This is a genomic window from Patescibacteria group bacterium (genome assembly GCA_041662665.1).
Taxonomy (GTDB): Bacteria; Patescibacteriota; JABMPQ01; order JABMPQ01; family JAQVVF01; genus JAQVVF01.
Genome location: JBAZSC010000001.1, coordinates 215843 through 232879, shown reverse-complemented (window position 1 = coordinate 232879; position 17037 = coordinate 215843). Strand labels below are relative to the sequence as shown.

17 protein-coding genes are annotated in these 17037 nt (G+C 31.2%); 1 reads left to right on the top strand and 16 read right to left on the bottom strand.

The window, feature by feature from the left end; genetic code table 11:
- Positions 1-5 precede the first annotated feature (5 nt).
- From WC663_01230 to WC663_01175, 12 genes are all read right to left on the bottom strand, one after another.
- Positions 6-611 carry a CDP-alcohol phosphatidyltransferase family protein gene (locus tag WC663_01230; GenBank protein ID MFA6295954.1) on the bottom strand — a complete coding sequence of 202 codons (606 nt, stop codon included), beginning with the start codon at positions 609-611 and terminating at the stop codon, positions 6-8.
- Positions 595-1152 (bottom strand): CDP-alcohol phosphatidyltransferase family protein, encoded by a 558-nt coding sequence (locus WC663_01225; GenBank protein ID MFA6295953.1) that lies wholly within the window; start codon positions 1150-1152, stop codon positions 595-597. The genes WC663_01230 and WC663_01225 overlap by 17 nt, the downstream gene beginning before the upstream one ends.
- Before the next feature lie 36 nt (positions 1153-1188).
- Positions 1189-1569: a four helix bundle protein gene (locus tag WC663_01220; protein ID MFA6295952.1), complete on the bottom strand. Its 381-nt coding sequence runs from the start codon at positions 1567-1569 to the stop codon at positions 1189-1191.
- A gap of 31 nt (positions 1570-1600) precedes the next feature.
- Positions 1601-2056, bottom strand: a complete 456-nt coding sequence (locus tag WC663_01215; protein MFA6295951.1) for a GatB/YqeY domain-containing protein — start codon at positions 2054-2056, stop codon at positions 1601-1603.
- Positions 2057-2130: 74 nt separating this feature from the next.
- On the bottom strand, positions 2131-2322 hold the full coding sequence (locus WC663_01210) for a hypothetical protein (protein ID MFA6295950.1): 192 nt from the start codon (positions 2320-2322) through the stop codon (positions 2131-2133).
- A gap of 152 nt (positions 2323-2474) precedes the next feature.
- Complete coding sequence (locus tag WC663_01205) at positions 2475-4493, bottom strand: hypothetical protein (protein ID MFA6295949.1); 2019 nt, start codon at positions 4491-4493, stop codon at positions 2475-2477.
- 100 nt (positions 4494-4593) lie between these two features.
- Positions 4594-5922 carry a trypsin-like peptidase domain-containing protein gene (locus tag WC663_01200; protein ID MFA6295948.1) on the bottom strand — a complete coding sequence of 443 codons (1329 nt, stop codon included), beginning with the start codon at positions 5920-5922 and terminating at the stop codon, positions 4594-4596.
- Positions 5923-6102: 180 nt separating this feature from the next.
- On the bottom strand, positions 6103-7515 hold the full coding sequence (gene gatA / locus WC663_01195) for an Asp-tRNA(Asn)/Glu-tRNA(Gln) amidotransferase subunit GatA (GenBank protein ID MFA6295947.1): 1413 nt from the start codon (positions 7513-7515) through the stop codon (positions 6103-6105).
- A 128-nt stretch (positions 7516-7643) separates the two neighbouring features.
- Entirely contained in the window at positions 7644-7934 is a 291-nt protein-coding gene (gene gatC / locus WC663_01190) for an Asp-tRNA(Asn)/Glu-tRNA(Gln) amidotransferase subunit GatC (protein ID MFA6295946.1), read from the bottom strand.
- 102 nt (positions 7935-8036) lie between these two features.
- Positions 8037-10100, bottom strand: a complete 2064-nt coding sequence (gene ligA, locus WC663_01185) for an NAD-dependent DNA ligase LigA (GenBank protein MFA6295945.1) — start codon at positions 10098-10100, stop codon at positions 8037-8039.
- Between the two features lie 20 nt (positions 10101-10120).
- Positions 10121-11182: a hypothetical protein gene (locus WC663_01180; protein ID MFA6295944.1), complete on the bottom strand. Its 1062-nt coding sequence runs from the start codon at positions 11180-11182 to the stop codon at positions 10121-10123.
- A 121-nt stretch (positions 11183-11303) separates the two neighbouring features.
- Positions 11304-12356, bottom strand: a complete 1053-nt coding sequence (locus WC663_01175) for a hypothetical protein (protein MFA6295943.1) — start codon at positions 12354-12356, stop codon at positions 11304-11306.
- 88 nt (positions 12357-12444) lie between these two features.
- Here WC663_01175 and WC663_01170 point away from each other — a divergent pair, with 88 nt between their 5' ends.
- On the top strand, positions 12445-13329 hold the full coding sequence (locus WC663_01170; GenBank protein MFA6295942.1) for a metallophosphoesterase: 885 nt from the start codon (positions 12445-12447) through the stop codon (positions 13327-13329).
- Between the two features lie 92 nt (positions 13330-13421).
- Here WC663_01170 and WC663_01165 read toward each other — a convergent pair whose 3' ends face one another.
- The 4 genes from WC663_01165 to WC663_01150 all read right to left on the bottom strand — a co-directional run bounded on the left by WC663_01165 (position 13422) and on the right by WC663_01150 (position 16932).
- Complete coding sequence (locus tag WC663_01165; GenBank protein MFA6295941.1) at positions 13422-14936, bottom strand: carboxypeptidase regulatory-like domain-containing protein; 1515 nt, start codon at positions 14934-14936, stop codon at positions 13422-13424.
- Positions 14937-15026: 90 nt separating this feature from the next.
- On the bottom strand, positions 15027-15845 hold the full coding sequence (locus WC663_01160) for a prepilin peptidase (GenBank protein ID MFA6295940.1): 819 nt from the start codon (positions 15843-15845) through the stop codon (positions 15027-15029).
- Between the two features lie 31 nt (positions 15846-15876).
- Positions 15877-16305: a type II secretion system protein gene (locus WC663_01155; GenBank protein MFA6295939.1), complete on the bottom strand. Its 429-nt coding sequence runs from the start codon at positions 16303-16305 to the stop codon at positions 15877-15879.
- Positions 16306-16491: 186 nt separating this feature from the next.
- Positions 16492-16932, bottom strand: a complete 441-nt coding sequence (locus WC663_01150; protein MFA6295938.1) for a prepilin-type N-terminal cleavage/methylation domain-containing protein — start codon at positions 16930-16932, stop codon at positions 16492-16494.
- Between the last annotated feature and the right edge of the window lie 105 nt (positions 16933-17037).

Here is a 17037-nt window from a genome sequence, read left to right as displayed (position 1 = left end):
TCGTATTATTTCAGCATTTTGAAATCTTTGCTATTCTGAAGTTTTTCTAATTTAAATTTCGCTCGGCCTTTAAACCTTTTTAATTTTATGATTAGATCTATTAAAGCAGCAATCCCAAAGCCAATTGTAAATAGCGCTAGATAATTTTTGTATGGCAATCCAAAAAGATAAAAAATACCTGTTCCATAAACAAAAACAATTGCAATTTCAGAAACTACCAGTTTGTCAGCGAACCATTCTCTTCTGATTAAATAGACAAAAACTATTCCAAGAAATCCAACAAAGACTACTGCAACATAAATTAAGAATATTAACTTTGGAAGATCGAGTCTGAAAGTAACAAACAAAACTGTACCTGCTACTAATAAAGTGTCAGCTATTGGTTCTAGCATGACTCCTAATCTTGATTTTTGATTAAAAAGACGAGCAATGTTGCCATCTAATGTGTCGGTTAAAATTCCGATTACAAAAAGCCATTTTACTAACCAAATATGGTTGTTAGTAAAAAATAAGGCAATAATTGTCAAAGCAATTATTATTCTAATGCTTGTTAAAATGTTAGGAATTTTTATAATGTCTTTTATTTTTGGTTTTTCACTTTTTCTTTGCATGTTTTATAGCTATATATAAATAATAAAATAAATAAAGATAAATATAAACGAACATGAACCAAGCAACATATACTTTAAGCGGAAGATCGAAAAAATAAAAAATAATTAGAGTGAATAATACAACGGCTGTAGATTTTGATTCTAACCTTTTGCCAAAATCCCAAAAAGAAATAATTTTTTTGCCAAATATTGAAAATATTAAATAGAAAAGTAAAATTATAAAAACAAATGGCAAACCAAAATACAAAATGTAAATTGGAAAATCTAATTTTAAGATTGCATAAATAAGACAAATAGCAATAAATCCAGCATCAGCATATGAATCAAAGAGCATGCCAAATCTCGATGTTTCTTTGAAATGTCTTGCCCAGCTGCCATCAATTTTGTCACTAACAATTGCTAAAACAACTAAAATCTGAAGAAGCAGAAAATTAATATCAGCAAAAAGGGCAAAAAAGACAACAAAAATTACAATAGATCGAAAAAGAGATAAGGCATTTGGGATATTGACTACACTTTTTTTACGAGAATTATGAATCATGAATTAAGAATTATGATTTGAATTTAGAATTATGAATCATGATTTTTTAAATGTTTTTGATTTTTTAATCAATCCATTTATAAGTTTATGGACAGTTATGCTTTGATTGGCAATTTTTTGAAAATCTTTGTTTGATAAATATTCAATATCTCTCGCAACTAAAATTTGATTTTGAAGTTCAGTTACAGAACCTAAAGAAGTATAATAAAATTTTATTTTTTCTTTGTAAGTTGGTCTGCTAAATCCCTCTGCAATGTTTGAGGTTATAGAAACAGCGCATCTTCTAAGCTGATTAATTAATCCAAACAATTCATCTTTGGGAAATGTTTTAGTAATTTTATAAATCATTATAACTAAGACATGCGCTTCTTTCCAAGCATTTAAATCTGTAAAAGATTTTATTTTTGTTTTATTCATTATTCAAATCATAATTCTTGATTCATAATTCTTAATTCTCATTCAATTTTTTTCTAACAAGTTCATTCACAACTTTTCCATCAGTTTTGCCTTTGACTTTTGCCATAACTTGCCCCATAACCTTGCCAAAATCTGATGGACTCGATGGCTTTACTTGAGCAATGACTTCATCAACGATTTTTTCAACTTCTGCTTTTTCTATTTGTTTTGGCAAATAGACTTTTAAGATTGCTAATTTTTGTTCTTCTTCCTTGACTAGATCTTCTCTTTTTCCAGCCTTAAAAGATTCAATAGAATCATTGATTTGTTTGATTTGGCGAGCAATTACAGCTTGAGTTTCTTCGTCATTTAAGCCTTGCTCTCTTTTTTTCTTGGCGATTTCTTCGTTTTTGATTTCAGAATTAATTAATCTTAAAATTGAAGATTTTTCCTGATCTTTTGCTTTTAATGCAGTAATTAAATCTTTATTGATTCGGTCTTTTAACATAGCTAAATTGTTTAATTGCTAAATAGTTAAATTGTTAAAATATTAACAAAGTTAACAATTTAACAATTGAACAGTTATTTTATATATTGTTGAAAAAAATTGTTGGCAACTGCTTTGTTTTTTTCGCCTGTAAATTTAATTGACATTCCATAAGAAAAACCGGCAATCAAAGCTAACAAAACAAAAATTGATGTCGCGATTGCGGTTCGTGAAATTATTTTTGTATCAATTCCAGCTTTTGTCCTGGTCAAAGTTTTTTTTGGCATGATAAAAACTTAGTAATTAGTAAAAAAGTAACTAGTAACTAGGAAATTATACCTATCACAATTATATTTACTTTATATTATCTTACAACAAAATAATACTTTTGAAAAGAAAAAAGCACTTGTTAAGTGCTTTTAAAATTAATTTTATTTAATTATTTTAAACCAATACTAAATAAAAACTTTTTTTGCGGAAATTTTTTGAAATAAGTTACAGAAAAATTATTTTTCTTAAGATTATGTTTTAACTTGGCATTTTTCCATATTTCTTTAATTTCTTTCCATTTTTTAGTTTTATCTCTAACAAAAAGCTCAAGATTTTTTTCTTTGGCTAATTTGTTTCTCTTTTTCAAATTTTTAAATTGTTTTGTTGTATATTTATACGTGATCTTTATTTTGAATTTTTGTTCAGTGGTTTTGGCTTTATATTTATTTAAGTTAGTTGTAATTTTCCAATACTTTTTCAACGCCATTTTTTTAGCTTTTTTAAATTTAGGCGGATACTTTTTAAATTTATCACATTTTAAATAATATGCATTGTTTTTTTTTAACTTTGCTGGTAATTTCTTGAAGAAAAATTTTAAATTACAAATAGAAAGTGTTTGACCATTCATGCTTGAAGACAAAATAATACGATCAAGAACTAAACTAAAAGCGCTAGAATTTACTGTCTCTGTACTTGTTACACCATCATTGCCAGTTACTCTGACCAAAACGCTGCTAATATTTGCATTTGGTAAATCAGTATTAGCATTCCAAGTTAGATGGACATCATTAGTGCCTTGCGAAGTGGAAATATTTTGTATTCTATATTCATCACTGCTATCGATTGTTGGCGTACCAAAAGTTGCTGAAGGATTTGAGAAAGTCATCTGATCTGACCATGTTGAGCCATTATCAACTGAATACTCAACTTTTGCTTTCATGGTATTATGATCTGGATCTTCAACTTGAAATGCGACAGAGACTTGCCCAGAATTATCCATAATCTGTGATGCGACTACACTTCCTGGAACTAGTGTGGGACGAAGATCAGTTCTATATGATTGAGCTTTAGATGTCAATCCTCCAGTTGCGGCATAAAGATAACCATCAACTGTAGCAAATCCAGTTACATTTGAAACACTGCTTCCAAAACCATCGCTATTTTTTTGTTCCCAATCAGTGCCATTTGTTGTTGCCCAAACTTTGGCATTTGAAGTAGTTCCATAAGTTCCTAAATAAAAATGATCTTGATAATTCATTAAAGAATAAAAACCTTGCGTGGTTGAATCACCAAATCCATCACTGCCAACTTGCGTCCAAGCAGATCCATCCGATGTTTTCCATAATTCAGCATTTCCAGAAGATTTCTCTGTTCCCGCATAAAGTTCGTTATTGAAAACTGCTAAAGACTTAACAGTCCTATTATTTGAGTCTCCGAAACCATCAGTGTTTGATCCTACCCAATCAGTTCCATCGCAAAGAGTGCAAGAATAAACACTGCTTGTCGTTCCAGTACCAAAATATCCTTCACCAGTATAAAGCTGGCTGTTAAACGTTGCCATTACTGCAACAGATGCGCTTGTACTACTAGCATCTCCAGTTAAAATAGTTGACCATGTTGATCCATCAAGAGATCTCGATATTCTTAAAGTATAAGAATCAAGTACGGTTGTATAATAAAGATAGCCAATATATAAATAATTATCTTTCGAGTATATTGAATTAATTGCGCGGATATAATTACTGCCAACTGGAATTCCATGAGTTGAATCAACGACAGTTTCCCAATCCGATTGAGAATTACAAGTTGATATTGGACATCTTTGAACTTCAGCTGAGTAGCCAGGGCCAACTGGAGTCTTGACCGATGTTGAAGCGTATAAATAATTATTGAATATATAAAGCGAATTTAAAGTATTGTTATTATTTTGATCATCAAAATAATTATTATTTATTTGGGTCCAAATTGTGCCGTCAGATGATTTATATACTTTTGCGCTACTTGTGGAAACATAAATGATTCCTTCATTTGAAACGACAGACGTAACATTTGTTACTGAAGTATCAATATTTGATTGTTCCCAAGTATAAGTTTCTGCCTTTGCAAAACCAAAGATTAAACACGCAAAAAGAATACTAAAAAAGACAACGCAAATTTTGTTTCCATTTTGTTTCCATTTTGTTTCCATTTTGTTTTAATTAAATTTTTTTATAGTAAATATAATATAACATGATTTTAAAAATAAAAAAAGCACTTGTTAAGTGCTTTTAAAATTAATTTTATATTATTTAGCTTTTTCGTTCTTCTAATTTTAGCTTAACCTCTTTTTCCTCGCCTTTATGTGAAATTTTTAATGTAACTTCATCACCTATCTTATATTTGGCAATTAATTTCGCCAAAGTATTATTAGAATCAATTTTGGTACCATTAAGCTCTAAGATAATATCATTTTCAACTAAACCTGCCTTGTCTGCTGGACTGCCTGGAGCAATAGCAACTTCATCTTGGCTCGTACCTCGTAAAACTAGAGCGCCATATTCATATTTCAAATTATTTTTTGTTGCTAAACTTTTGTTAATAATTTGATAGCGAACTCCCAAAAATGGCTTGGAGATTTTGCCATCTTTTTTTACTGAATCAATATCTGTCTTGGCATCATTAATTGGAATCGCAAAACCAATTGATTGTCCTGAATAATCCATCGCTGTATTAATACCAACAACTTGGCCATCGATATTAAGTAATGGTCCGCCAGAATTGCCAGGATTAATTGCAGCATCAGTTTGAATAATATTGTCTAAGCTTTCTACTGCTTGGCTGTATTGATCGCCAGCAGTAATTGCTCGACCAAGGCCTGAAACAACGCCTTTAGTAACAGTATTATGATATTCACCCATCGCATTACCGATTGCAATAACGTCTTGGCCAATTTGCAAAGCATCAGAGTTGCCAAGCTCAACTGGAGTTAAATTATTAGCATCAATTTTTAAAACTGCAACATCATTAGTTGGATCAATAGCTTGAATTTTGGCATCATATTTTTTATTGTCATTGGTGACAACAGTATAACTTGCCTCTTGATCTGAGACAACATGGCGATTAGTTAAGATAACGCCATCTGAAGAAATAACGAAACCAGTACCTCCGCCAATTTCTTGCTGGCCATTTTGTTGATTTTGATTTTGTTGCTGTTGCTCATTCAAACCAGAATCTTGAAAAAAATCTTTAAAAAATGGATCGTTTTGAAAAGGAGATGAATCGTATTGATATAATTTTTGCAGGTCTTTGGAAACAACAATTGAAACAACTGAAGGCTGGACTTTTTTGGCAACATCAATTGTTTGAGATTCTTCTTTGACAGTAATTATTTTGTCAGGAATTGTTAATTTTCGATTGCTCAAACTTTGGACAATAACATTGCCTAAACCACTAGAGGCAAAACCAGCAATTGTTGAAACGATAAAACTGACGACAACACAAATAATTACAACTTTCAAAATTCCTAAATTCTTTTTGGATTTAACTTTTTTTTCTTGAGTTGGAAAATTGACTTTTGAAACATTGCTTACTTTTTCTTCTGTTTTGATGTTTTGTTCTAAATTAGTATTACTTAACATATTTTCGGAAATTAGATTAATAACAATAATAGTATAAAGTTTGTTTCTGAAATTTAGCTGAAATTTTATAAGAATCAAGAATTATGAATAATGAATTATGTTAAAATTGCGAATTATGATTATAGATAATTTGAATATTAACTAAATCGTAATTCATAATTCTTTATTCATGATTCAACTCTATAATGTTTCAAAAGCCTTGGCAGCTTGTAATAATTTTGTTTCTTCGAAATGATTAGCAATTAATTGCAAACCAATTGGCAATTTTTTGCTGTCAAAACCACATGGAATGGAAATTGCAGGTACACCAGCAACGTTAGCTGAAACTGTCAAAATATCGTTCATGTACATCGCAACTGGATCATCTGAATTTTCACCAAATTTGAAAGCAGTTGTTGGAGTTGTTGGTGTTGCCAATAAATCAACTTGTTCAAAAACTTTTTTGTAATCTTCAATAACTTTTGTTCTGACTTTTTGTGCTTTTTTGTAATAAGCGTCATAATAGCCAGCTGATAAAATATAAGTGCCAATCATTATTCTTCTTTTCACTTCATCGCCAAAACCTTGAGCTCTTGATTCTAAATAATTTAAAAGCAAATCATTTGATTTAGAAGAATAGCCATAGCGAACTCCATCAAAGCGAGCTAAATTAGCTGATGCTTCGGCTGGTAATAAAACATAATAAACAGCTAAGGCATATTTTGAATGAGGAAGACTAACCTCTTGAATTTTGGCGCCAAGTTTTTCTAATTTTTTTATTGCTAATTCAACTTTTTCTTTAACTTCCGTATTTACTCCTTCTCCAAAACATTCTTTTGGCAAACCAATTTTTAAGCCTTTGATTACTGGAAATGTTTGATTAATTAATTCTTGAGTTTCAAGTTTTGAAGATGTGGAATCTTTGGGATCGTTTCCGGCAATTGTTGAAAAAATCCAGGCCAAATCTTCAGCTGATCTTGCAAATGGACCGACAGAATCAAAGCTTGATCCTAAAGCTGATAATCCATATCGGCTTACTCTGCCATAAGTTGGTTTTAGACCGTAAACTCCGCAAAAAGCTGCTGGCTGGCGAATTGATCCGCCTGTATCTGTACCTAAAGCAACTGGCAAAAAGTTGGCGGCAACTGCTGCACAAGATCCACCTGATGAACCGCCTGGAACATATTCTAAATTAACTGGATTTCTGGTTTTTTGAAAAGCTGAAGTTTCGGTTGATGAACCCATGGCAAATTCATCGCAGTTAGTTTTGCCCATAATAATCATGCCAGCTTGTTTTAATTTGGCAACTGCTGTTGCATCATATGAAGCAATATAATTTTCCAATATTCTTGAACCGCTGGTACTTTTTTTGCCTTTAACTAGCAGAACATCTTTAATGGCAATTGGAATACCTTCTAATGGACCAAGCTTTTCTTTTTTGTCAATTTCTTTGGCTTGGTTAATTGCATCTTCTTCAAAGACTTCCAAAAAGGCGCCAATTTTTGAATCTTGCTCTTTTATTTCTTTTAAGCAATCAGAAACTAATTCAGATGAAGAAATTTCTTTGCGTTGTAATTTGGCGGATAAATCGGTTAAGTTGAGTTTGTTTAACATAATTTGATAGATTATAAATAACAAATTCCAAATCCCAAACAAATTTCAATATACAAATTACAAACCGTCGTCTTTTGGAATTTGTAATTTGGGATTTGTTTGAAATTTGGGTTTTGTAATTTGGAATTTTATAAAATGCTCTTTACCTTGACTTGCCTATCTCTACTTTCAGGCGCACTTTCAACTAGCTCAGCAGGATTTTCGAAAGACTTGATTTCATCTGGTCGCATAACGTTTTTTAATTCAGTAACTTGAGCTGTTGGTTTTACATTGTCAGTATTAACTTCTGATAATTGATTAACGTAATCTAAAATACCAGTCAATTGCTTGGCAAATTTTTCTTTTTCTTGTTCAGTAATTTTAATGCGAGCTAATTTTGCAACTTTTTCGACTTCGGATTTGGTTATAATGTCTGACATAAGTTTAGTTTATAAAGTTCTTAAAGTTATAAAGTTTTTAAAGTCGACTTTACGAACTTTATAACTTTAAAGACTTTATGAACTGCGTGAATAATTTTGTAATTAAATTAAATCGAGGAACTCTTTTTCATTAAGAATCTTAATTTTGAGCGCCTTGGCTTTGTCATATTTGGAACCTGGCTCAGAACCTGCAACAACATAATTAGTTTCGGAGCTAACAGATGATGACACGTCTCCGCCTAAATCACGGATTTTTTTCTTAGCCTCGTCTCTGGAATATTTTTCAAGCGTTCCTGTTAAAACAAAAGTTTTGCCAGCTAATTTTTGAGCGATTTGCTTTTGTTTTTGGATCCTTATGCCATTTTTTATTAAATTATGAACAAAGTCAAGGTTTTTCTGATTTTGAAAATATTCATGAATGCTTTTTGCAACAACGCCTCCAATATCTCTAATTTTTTCTAATTCTGAAAGTGACGCTTTTTCTAGATTTTCTAAATTGCCAAAATGATTAGCAAGGTCAAATGCAGTTTCTTCGCCAACATGACGAATGCCTAAAGCATAAATAAATTTTGCTAGAGTAACATCTTTTGCTTTGTTGATTGAATTGATTATGTTGGTCGCTGATTTTTCAGCAAATCTTTCTAATGGTTTTAAATCATCAATTTTTAAAGTGAATAAATCTGAAGCATTATCAATTAAATCATTGCTGATTAATTGCTCAATTATTTTTGGACCTAATCCTTCAATATCAAAAGCAGTTCTTGAAACAAAATGAGTGATTGCTCGCTCTTGCAAGGCAAAACAATTTTTGTTGGAACAATAATAAGCAACCTCTTCTTTTTTTCTAAAAACTTTTGATCCGCAAATTGGACATTTGCTTGGCATGTGGAATTCTTTTTCTTTGCCAGTCCGTAAATTTGTGAGAACTTTAACAACATCAGGAATAACATCGCCTGCTCTTTGAATAATAACAGTATCGCCAATTTTAATTCCTAAACGCTTGATTTCATCCATATTATGCAAAGTGGCATGCGAAATTGTGACACCACCAAGTGGCACTGGCTTCAAATGTGCAACTGGCGTTAAGGCACCAGTTCTGCCTACTTGAACTTTAATATCTTCTACAATAGTTGTTGCTTCTCTGCCAGGAAATTTGTAAGCCATGCAACCACGAGGTGCTTTGCCAACAATTCCTAATTTTTGCCACAATTTGTTATCGTTAATAATAGCCACGACACCATCAATTTCATATTCTAGCCTATTTCTGATTTTGCCAATTTTTTCGTGATATGTAAAAACTTCTTCCATGTTATTTGCTAATTCAGTGTAAGGATTAATTCTAAAACCTAAACGATTAAGCATTAAATGTTCTTGCTCATGAGTTGTTTGGCCTAAGTCTGTGATAACATGATAAACAAAACATTTTAGTTTTCTTGAGGCAGTAATTTTTGGATTTAATTGCCTGATACTACCTGCAGCAACATTTCTCGGATTGGCGAAAATTTGGAGATGATTTTTTTCTTGTTCTTTATTTAATTTTTCAAAATCATTCTTATCTAAGTAAATTTCGCCACGAACTTCTAATTCTGAACTATTTAAATTAAATTTTTCTAAAAGCTGATCAACTTTTTTTAATTCAGTTGAATTATAATTTTTGAGATAAATTTTGTGATCTTTTTTTTCTAAATTAAGAGGAATGCTTTCAATTGTTTTTAAATTTATGGTCACATCTTCACCGATAAAGCCATTACCTCTAGTTGAACCTAAAATAAATTGACCATTTTTATAAATTAATGAAATTGCCAAACCATCAATTTTTGGCTCGCAATAAAAATTAAATTCTTTTTTTTCTTTTAAATAATTCTCCATTCTCTTTTGCCAATCATGCATATCAACTTTTGAAAAAGCATCGTTAAAAGAGAGCATGCGAACATCATGCTTAACTTTTTTGAATTCTTTGAGCGCTTCTCCTCCCACTCTTTGAGTTGGAGAATCTGATGTTATAAATTCTGGATATTGCTGTTCTAATTTAAATAATTCATTTTTTAAAGAATCCAAAGCAGAGTCAGAAATTTCTGGCTTGTCTAAAACATGATAAAGATAACGATGATGGTTAACTTCTTTTTTTAATTTTTCAATTCTGATTTTAGCTTGTTGCTTATCCATAATATTGTTTCTAAATTTTGCTAGAGAGAGAGTACAATACCAACATTGGAAATTTCTTTATCTAAATTATCATAATCAGCGCCGATAGCCATACCTTGTCCATATTCGCCGACGCTAAGCATTCCACCATAAGAAGAACGCCAGGCTGTTCTAGCAGCTCTGCCATATATTTCGCTTTGTTTAATTGCGTGCATGAAAATAGCTTCTAATGGATTTATTCTATAGTTTTTATTTATTTTAAGTTCTGATAATTGCCTTGATGCTTCTTTCCAATCTTGTCCATTCAATTGTTTTAATTCTGTCAATCTCTCATCACTGCACTCAGCTAGTTCGTCTTCACCTGCCAAATTGTTTTGTCTTAAATATTCTCTTAAAAATTTTGTTTCTTCAAAACAATCATGGCCCATAGATCCTTTAAGAGTGCTCCTACTTAGTAGCTTCCAAGATAATAAATTTGAATTTGTTGTAAAGAAATTTTCTCTACGATCGTCATTATAATACCATTCCTTTTCTCTTGGATGTTTATACATCAAAGATCCTCGACCTCGTTTTTCCATTTCGGCGCTAAATTTATCGTTTAAGCTTTTCATTGTAACAGGTGTTCCATCTTTGAATTTATCTGGAAAAAGAAAAAGCTGAAATCTTTCTCGCAATTCTTCTCTTGGAGTTCTAGCGATTAAATCTTTGATTTGCGGATCATCTAACTTTTCTCGTAGCATTTGATTAATTCTTTTTCTTTCTTCTGGAGTGTATTCAAATAGCTTTTCAACTCTTCCATTCTCTTCTTGAACTGTAAAATATGCTTCTATTTCATCTGGACCCATATAGCTTTCGCCAAATAATCTCTTTGCTTCTATTCTTGGATCTGATTCTATCATTTTTTCTAATGCTTCTCTTAATTCTAAAACCTGACCAAGCAAAACTGGTTTGTCTTCTTCAATTGCTTCAGCTATCTTGTTTGCTTCTGCAGCAAATTGATCTAACTCTTTTGATTTTTCAAGTTCAAAACCAGGAGCTTTTTTTACTTCTTCTGATTCTTTGATATCTGTTAGTTGTGGTTGTTGTTCTGGTGATGATGGCATTTGTTAAAATACTATTTTTTTAGTTTTTCAATTCTGATTTTGGCTTGTTCTTTTGTCATCAAATTATTTATCTACTTTTAAACGCATAATTTCTAGCTAACTCAACTAGTCTTCAAAAAAATTAGCAGGAAAGTGCAACGCCCAAATTCGAAATCCCTCTGGTTAAATCATTCCCATTCCATGATTGACCAATACCTATACCATGTCCATAAAAACCGACGTAAATATATCCACCAGAAGAAGAACATTTGGCTGTCCTAGCGCTCATCAACACGCTTTCCTTGATTGAATGCATAAAAACAGCTTCTAAAGGATTAATTCGATAGTTTTTATTAATCATGATTTCTGATAATTGTTTTGCCGCTTTCTTCCAATCACGCTCATTTAGTTGCCTTAATTCTACTAATCTCTCATCGCTACATTCGTTGAGTTCATCTTCAGTTGCTAAATTGTTTTGTCTTAAGTATTCTCGTAAAAATTTTGTTTCTTCAAAATAATCATGATTCTCAGATCCTTTAAGATTGCCTCTGCTTAATAGTTTCCAAGATAATGGGTTGGAATCAGACGTAAAAAAAGGTTCTTTATTTTCCTTGTTATAATACCAGCAATCGTTATCGTCAATTTTGCCATGAAATAATTCTCCTAAGCCTCGCCTTGTCATTTCTGGCTGGAATCTTTCATAAAGACTCTTCATTGTAACAGGCGTGCCATCCTTGAATTTATCAGGAAAAAGAAAAAGCTGGAATCTTTCTCGCAATTCTTCTTTTGGTGTTCGCTTAATTAAATCTCTAATCTGCGGATCATCTAATTTTTCACGCAACATTCTAACAATTTTTTGCTTTTCTTCAGACGTATATTCAAATAGTTTTTCACCATTTTCTAAAGTAAAATGTTTTTCAATTTCTTCAGGTCCCATATATCCTTCACCAAATAGTCTTTTTGCTTCTATTCTTGGATCTGATTCAACCATTTTTTCTAATGCTTCTCTTAATTCTAAAACCTGCTCAAGCAAAACTGGTTTGTCTTCTTTAATTGCTTCAGCTATCTTGTTTGCTTCTGCAGCAAATTGATCTAACTCTTTTGATTTTTCAAGTTCAAAACCAGGAGCTTTTTTTACTTCTCCTGATTCTTTGATGTCGGCTAGTTGCGGATATTGTTCGGGTGATGAAGGCATGATATATTTATTAGAAAACAGAAAATAGAAAACAGTGCTTGTTTTTTTCCTGTTTTCTGTTTTCTCTTTTTTATGATATCATAAACTCATGAAAAAGTATATTTCATGTTTTATTTTAGCATTAATATTATTCCTGTTGGCACTGGCTGGTTTTTATTTTTATATTTTAAAACCAAGGATTGATAATTCGGCTAATAAAGCCAGGATAACTGAAAAAATAAAAAATCTTGTGACCAATGAAACTGATTTTACTTTTGCTGTTGCCTCTGATTCTGGCAGACAAAATGATGATTTGAACAAAATCTACAAACAAATAGTTGAAAAAGTAAACAAAAGCAATGCAAAATTTTTTATCCATTTAGGAGATTTTACACAAAATGGAACTGATGCTGAATTTCAAGAATTCAAAAATTATATGGCGAAAAATTTGAATATTGCTTATTATATTGTTCCTGGCAATCATGATATTCTAGCTGATGAACAAGATAAATCTGTTTTTTTAAATTATTATAAAGATCTTTATCAATCTTTTGATTATGAAAAAAATCATTTCGTAATTTTGGATAATTCATGGAATTTAGAAGGATTTTCTGATGAACAGTTAAACTGGCTTAAACAAGATTTGGCAACAAATAAATTTCCAGCTTTTATTTTTATGCATCGACCAACAAAAATTCCTTTTGAAGATGTTTTTGATATTAATGATGGCGGAACAAAGCAGACATTTGCAAGCTATGATAAATTTTATGAAATAATTAATGAACCAAAAAATAATGTCAAAGAAGTATATTCTGGACATCTGCATATGTATTTTCCATTTAATTTGCTAAGTATTACAATGACAATTGTTGGAAGTGCTGGATCTTTACCTCAATATGATTTTATGAAAAATGATGACAGTTATTATCATTATTTTGAGGTAAATACAAAAGGAAAAGATCATGCTAATCGAATGATTGAGATAGCGGAATAAATTTTTCTCGAATTAAATCTCTAATACTTTTCTCTAATTAATCTCTAATACAAAAAAGACTAGATTTTATCTAGTCTTTTTATTATCTTAATTTATCGATATGTTCTTTGATAAGATGTCAAATAGAAATTATTTTTTTTATTCTCTTTGTTTTTCTTGACTTTGATTGTCTTTGCCTTGCTGATACTTGAAGCTTTGAAATAAAATTGTTCTTGATAGTTATAATTCCTTACATAAATCTTGCGATTACCTGTAGGAACGTTTTTTATAACATAATAGCCTTGGCTATTGGTGGAAGCATAAATATCTGAATTGACTAGATAAACATAAATACCAGAAAGAGGTTTCTTGGTAACATTGTCAAAAACATAACCAGAGATATTACCAGCTGTTGTTAATTTAAAAGTCTTTTTAGTTCCTTTTTTGATTTTCTTATTAGTCATTTCATAATTAACGTAGCCATCTTTACTAACAGTAATTTGATAATTGCCAGTTGTTAAGTGAGCAAAACTATATCTGCCGCTTGAATCAGAATATGTTGTAGAAGTAATCTGTGGATCACTGATTAAATTGACTTTAACCATTGCGCCTTCAATTTTTGTATTTTTCTTGGTCTTAACTTTACCTGAAAGAGAACCTTTCTTTTTGCTTAAGGTAAAATTTTTGGAAAGGCTTGATTCATCAGATGTTACAGAAATATTTTTTGATTTTTTTGTATATGCAGAAGTATCATCGCCTGCAACTTCTAGAATATATTTTCCTTTGGCAGAAAAATCACCAAAATCATCTGGATCTCCTGTCCGACCAAGATCAATTTGATAGTTACCATTTGCATCGCTTTGTGAAACAGCATAAGCGTCATCATCGCCTAAACGATAGACTTTGACAACAATATCTGCTAGATTCGTTCCTTTTTTCGATTTTATATTGCCAGAAACATGACTTTTTCCTGTTAAAGTAACATTTTGTGAAAGAGTTTGATTATCGACAATTGCTAAGCTACTTATATATACTGGCAAATAACCTTCTTTGAAAACATAAGCCTGATAATTTCCTTGCGCATTAATGCTTTGGCTCGAACCATATAGCGGAGTCGCATAATAATTACCTAGAATATCAGAATAGGAATATTCATAAAAAGATTGGCCATTTTTATCCCACATATAGAACAAAACTTCATCAATCGGATTGCCACTACTATCGGTGATTTTTCCAGATACCATTCCATGATGACTCATGGTAAAATCGATGTCTGCTTGATTTACACCATCGACAATTGAAATAGGTCTAGATTGCGGATAAAAATATTCAGAATGAGCTATTATATATCCTACTTCGTATATATAATTAATGTCATTAGGAATTAACGTATAGCTATCAGTGATCGGTGCGTCATCAACAGTGAAAGTATAATTACCATTGGCATCAGTAGTATCGACATAAACATTGCTATTACTGCGGAGATAAACAGTATCGCCTATTACTGGATCACCATTGGTTTTTAAAATTTTCCCAGAAATTGTAGAATCAGCCAAAGCAAAATGACTGATTCCAAACATTAGGCAAACACAAAAAATGCCTGCCAGATAATACTTGATCTTGTTCATTTTTTTTTATTTTATTTTTTATAATAAATAATACGAATATACGAATGAATGCAAATGTTGCGAATATGCGAATCTACTAAAAATATTGTATCACACTATGCCTAAAAAGCTAAAGTACCAATTTATAATTTGAGTGCCAAATAGAATAGAAATAAAAGTTGCAAAAGTTAATAAAGTGCCATATGGCATTTTGTCTTTGAGATCTTTTTTCTTTGAAATAATTAAAATGATACCAATAATTGCTCCTAAAACAAAGGAGATAAATAAAGCAACAAAAATATTTGGATAACCGATCATTAGACCGCATAAAAAACCTAATTTGACATCGCCTGCTCCCATCCATTTTTCTTTGGAAACAAGGACTAAAAGCAGAAAGAATATTCCTGGAATTAATGAGCCAATTATTAAATTAGATATTGGGATATTGGGATATTGGGATATTGGGATAATTTGCAAAATCAAAGTTATAATTAATGCTGGATATATAATTTTATTCGGAATCAAATAATGCTTAAGATCGTAAACAAAAATTATTATCAGGATGCTTGTGAAAAAGAAATAGATTAAAAGCTGTTCTAAAATAACAAGAAAATCAAGATTAATATTATTAATATCAACAAATTTGAAAAATAATAATAAAAATGAAATTGCAGTTGTCAGCTCAACTAATGGATATTGCCAAGAAATTTTTTTTTGACAATAACGGCATTTTCCTCTTAAAAAAATGAAACTGAAAACAGGAATTAAATCCCAAAAATTTAAATTGTGTTTGCAGTTTGGACAATGCGAGCCTGGCGAAATTAAGTTTTGATGAAGATTGAGACGGTTTATGACAACATTAAGAAAACTGCCGATAACTAAACCAAATATTAATATTATTACGCTAGCTAGGATTAACATAAGATTCATTATTCTTTATTCATAATTCCTGATTCATAATTCATTGATTATTTCCTACACAATAGAAAAGAGAATCGTCATTGCAATCTATTGATGCTCCGCAGGTAATTTCATTATCTAAATCTCTTTTTAGGATATCTTTATTATTACGATCTAATTTGGCACGCAAAATATAACATTTGGAGAGACTACGAATATAATCGTAATTATTACTTGGATTTGGATCCTTGGGTAATCCTCTTGGAAAATATGAGGTAAGATTTGATGATAAATTTTCTGGATACTGACCTGTTGCATTGTTATACATTTCAATGGCTTGAGAAATCTGATACAAATCAGAAACTCGCCGAGCATCACGTGCTTTTTTTCTGGCATCATCAACGCCAATTAGAGCAATTGATGCAAGAATTCCGACGATAGAAACAACAACTAGTATCTCAATTAAAGTAAAACCCTTTTGGTTTTTCATAAAAATCTAAAAAATGGACGCCAATCTTTTGCTAATTTATGCAAATTATTTGCCAATCTATTTAGTAACTATTAGCAAAATATTAGCAAAAATTTGCAAATGATTAGCGATATTTTTTCTTGTTTTTCTAGAAACATATGTTAAACTGGCGGAACATTTTTTGCTCCGCCAGTTTAAATATGAAAATTATGGATTTGCTAATGTAGGTGCAGCTGCTTGATCAACTTCTTGTACTCCATCTGGATTTGCTACAATGTAGCAAGTGTTTGTACAAGTTTTTTCTAATGTTCCATAAACAACATAATCTTGAGAATCAGCAACATTGTTTACCCAAACATAGCTTCCTGAACCTGGATCTGATGGCGCTGTTGGCATATATGTGCCAATTGCTGGAACTGCTGCACCAGCGTTTGTTACATAAGCGCCATTATCATCATGATACAACTCCATTGCCAAGGCTACTTGGCGAACATCTGATTCGCGTCTTGCATCTCTTGCTTTTCTTCTTGCTGTGCCTAAAGCAACGAATACGATGGCTGCCAAAATACCAATAATAGCAATAACAACCAACAACTCAATCAAAGTGAAACCTTTGTGGTCTTTCTTTAACGTGAAGAACTTTTTCATTTTTTCTTTTTCACCCCCTTTCAAATAAATTAATTTATAAAATGTAGAAAGTAGCAAGTAGAAAGTAGAAAGTAGACTTACTACTTTCTACTTACTACCTGCTAC

Excerpts from the sequence above, each read along its gene's own strand:
- WC663_01230 (MFA6295954.1), bottom strand. The coding sequence starts at position 611 with ATGCAAAGAAAAAGTGAAAAACCAAAAATAAAAGACATTATAAAAATT.
- WC663_01225 (MFA6295953.1), bottom strand. The coding sequence starts at position 1,152 with ATGATTCATAATTCTCGTAAAAAAAGTGTAGTCAATATCCCAAATGCC.
- WC663_01220 (MFA6295952.1), bottom strand. The coding sequence starts at position 1,569 with ATGAATAAAACAAAAATAAAATCTTTTACAGATTTAAATGCTTGGAAA.
- WC663_01215 (MFA6295951.1), bottom strand. The coding sequence starts at position 2,056 with ATGTTAAAAGACCGAATCAATAAAGATTTAATTACTGCATTAAAAGCA.
- WC663_01210 (MFA6295950.1), bottom strand. The coding sequence starts at position 2,322 with ATGCCAAAAAAAACTTTGACCAGGACAAAAGCTGGAATTGATACAAAA.
- WC663_01205 (MFA6295949.1), bottom strand. The coding sequence starts at position 4,493 with ATGGAAACAAAATGGAAACAAAATGGAAACAAAATTTGCGTTGTCTTT.
- WC663_01200 (MFA6295948.1), bottom strand. The coding sequence starts at position 5,922 with ATGTTAAGTAATACTAATTTAGAACAAAACATCAAAACAGAAGAAAAA.
- gatA (MFA6295947.1), bottom strand. The coding sequence starts at position 7,515 with ATGTTAAACAAACTCAACTTAACCGATTTATCCGCCAAATTACAACGC.
- gatC (MFA6295946.1), bottom strand. The coding sequence starts at position 7,934 with ATGTCAGACATTATAACCAAATCCGAAGTCGAAAAAGTTGCAAAATTA.
- ligA (MFA6295945.1), bottom strand. The coding sequence starts at position 10,100 with ATGGATAAGCAACAAGCTAAAATCAGAATTGAAAAATTAAAAAAAGAA.
- WC663_01180 (MFA6295944.1), bottom strand. The coding sequence starts at position 11,182 with ATGCCATCATCACCAGAACAACAACCACAACTAACAGATATCAAAGAA.
- WC663_01175 (MFA6295943.1), bottom strand. The coding sequence starts at position 12,356 with ATGCCTTCATCACCCGAACAATATCCGCAACTAGCCGACATCAAAGAA.
- WC663_01170 (MFA6295942.1), top strand. The coding sequence starts at position 12,445 with ATGAAAAAGTATATTTCATGTTTTATTTTAGCATTAATATTATTCCTG.
- WC663_01165 (MFA6295941.1), bottom strand. The coding sequence starts at position 14,936 with ATGAACAAGATCAAGTATTATCTGGCAGGCATTTTTTGTGTTTGCCTA.
- WC663_01160 (MFA6295940.1), bottom strand. The coding sequence starts at position 15,845 with ATGAATCTTATGTTAATCCTAGCTAGCGTAATAATATTAATATTTGGT.
- WC663_01155 (MFA6295939.1), bottom strand. The coding sequence starts at position 16,305 with ATGAAAAACCAAAAGGGTTTTACTTTAATTGAGATACTAGTTGTTGTT.
- WC663_01150 (MFA6295938.1), bottom strand. The coding sequence starts at position 16,932 with ATGAAAAAGTTCTTCACGTTAAAGAAAGACCACAAAGGTTTCACTTTG.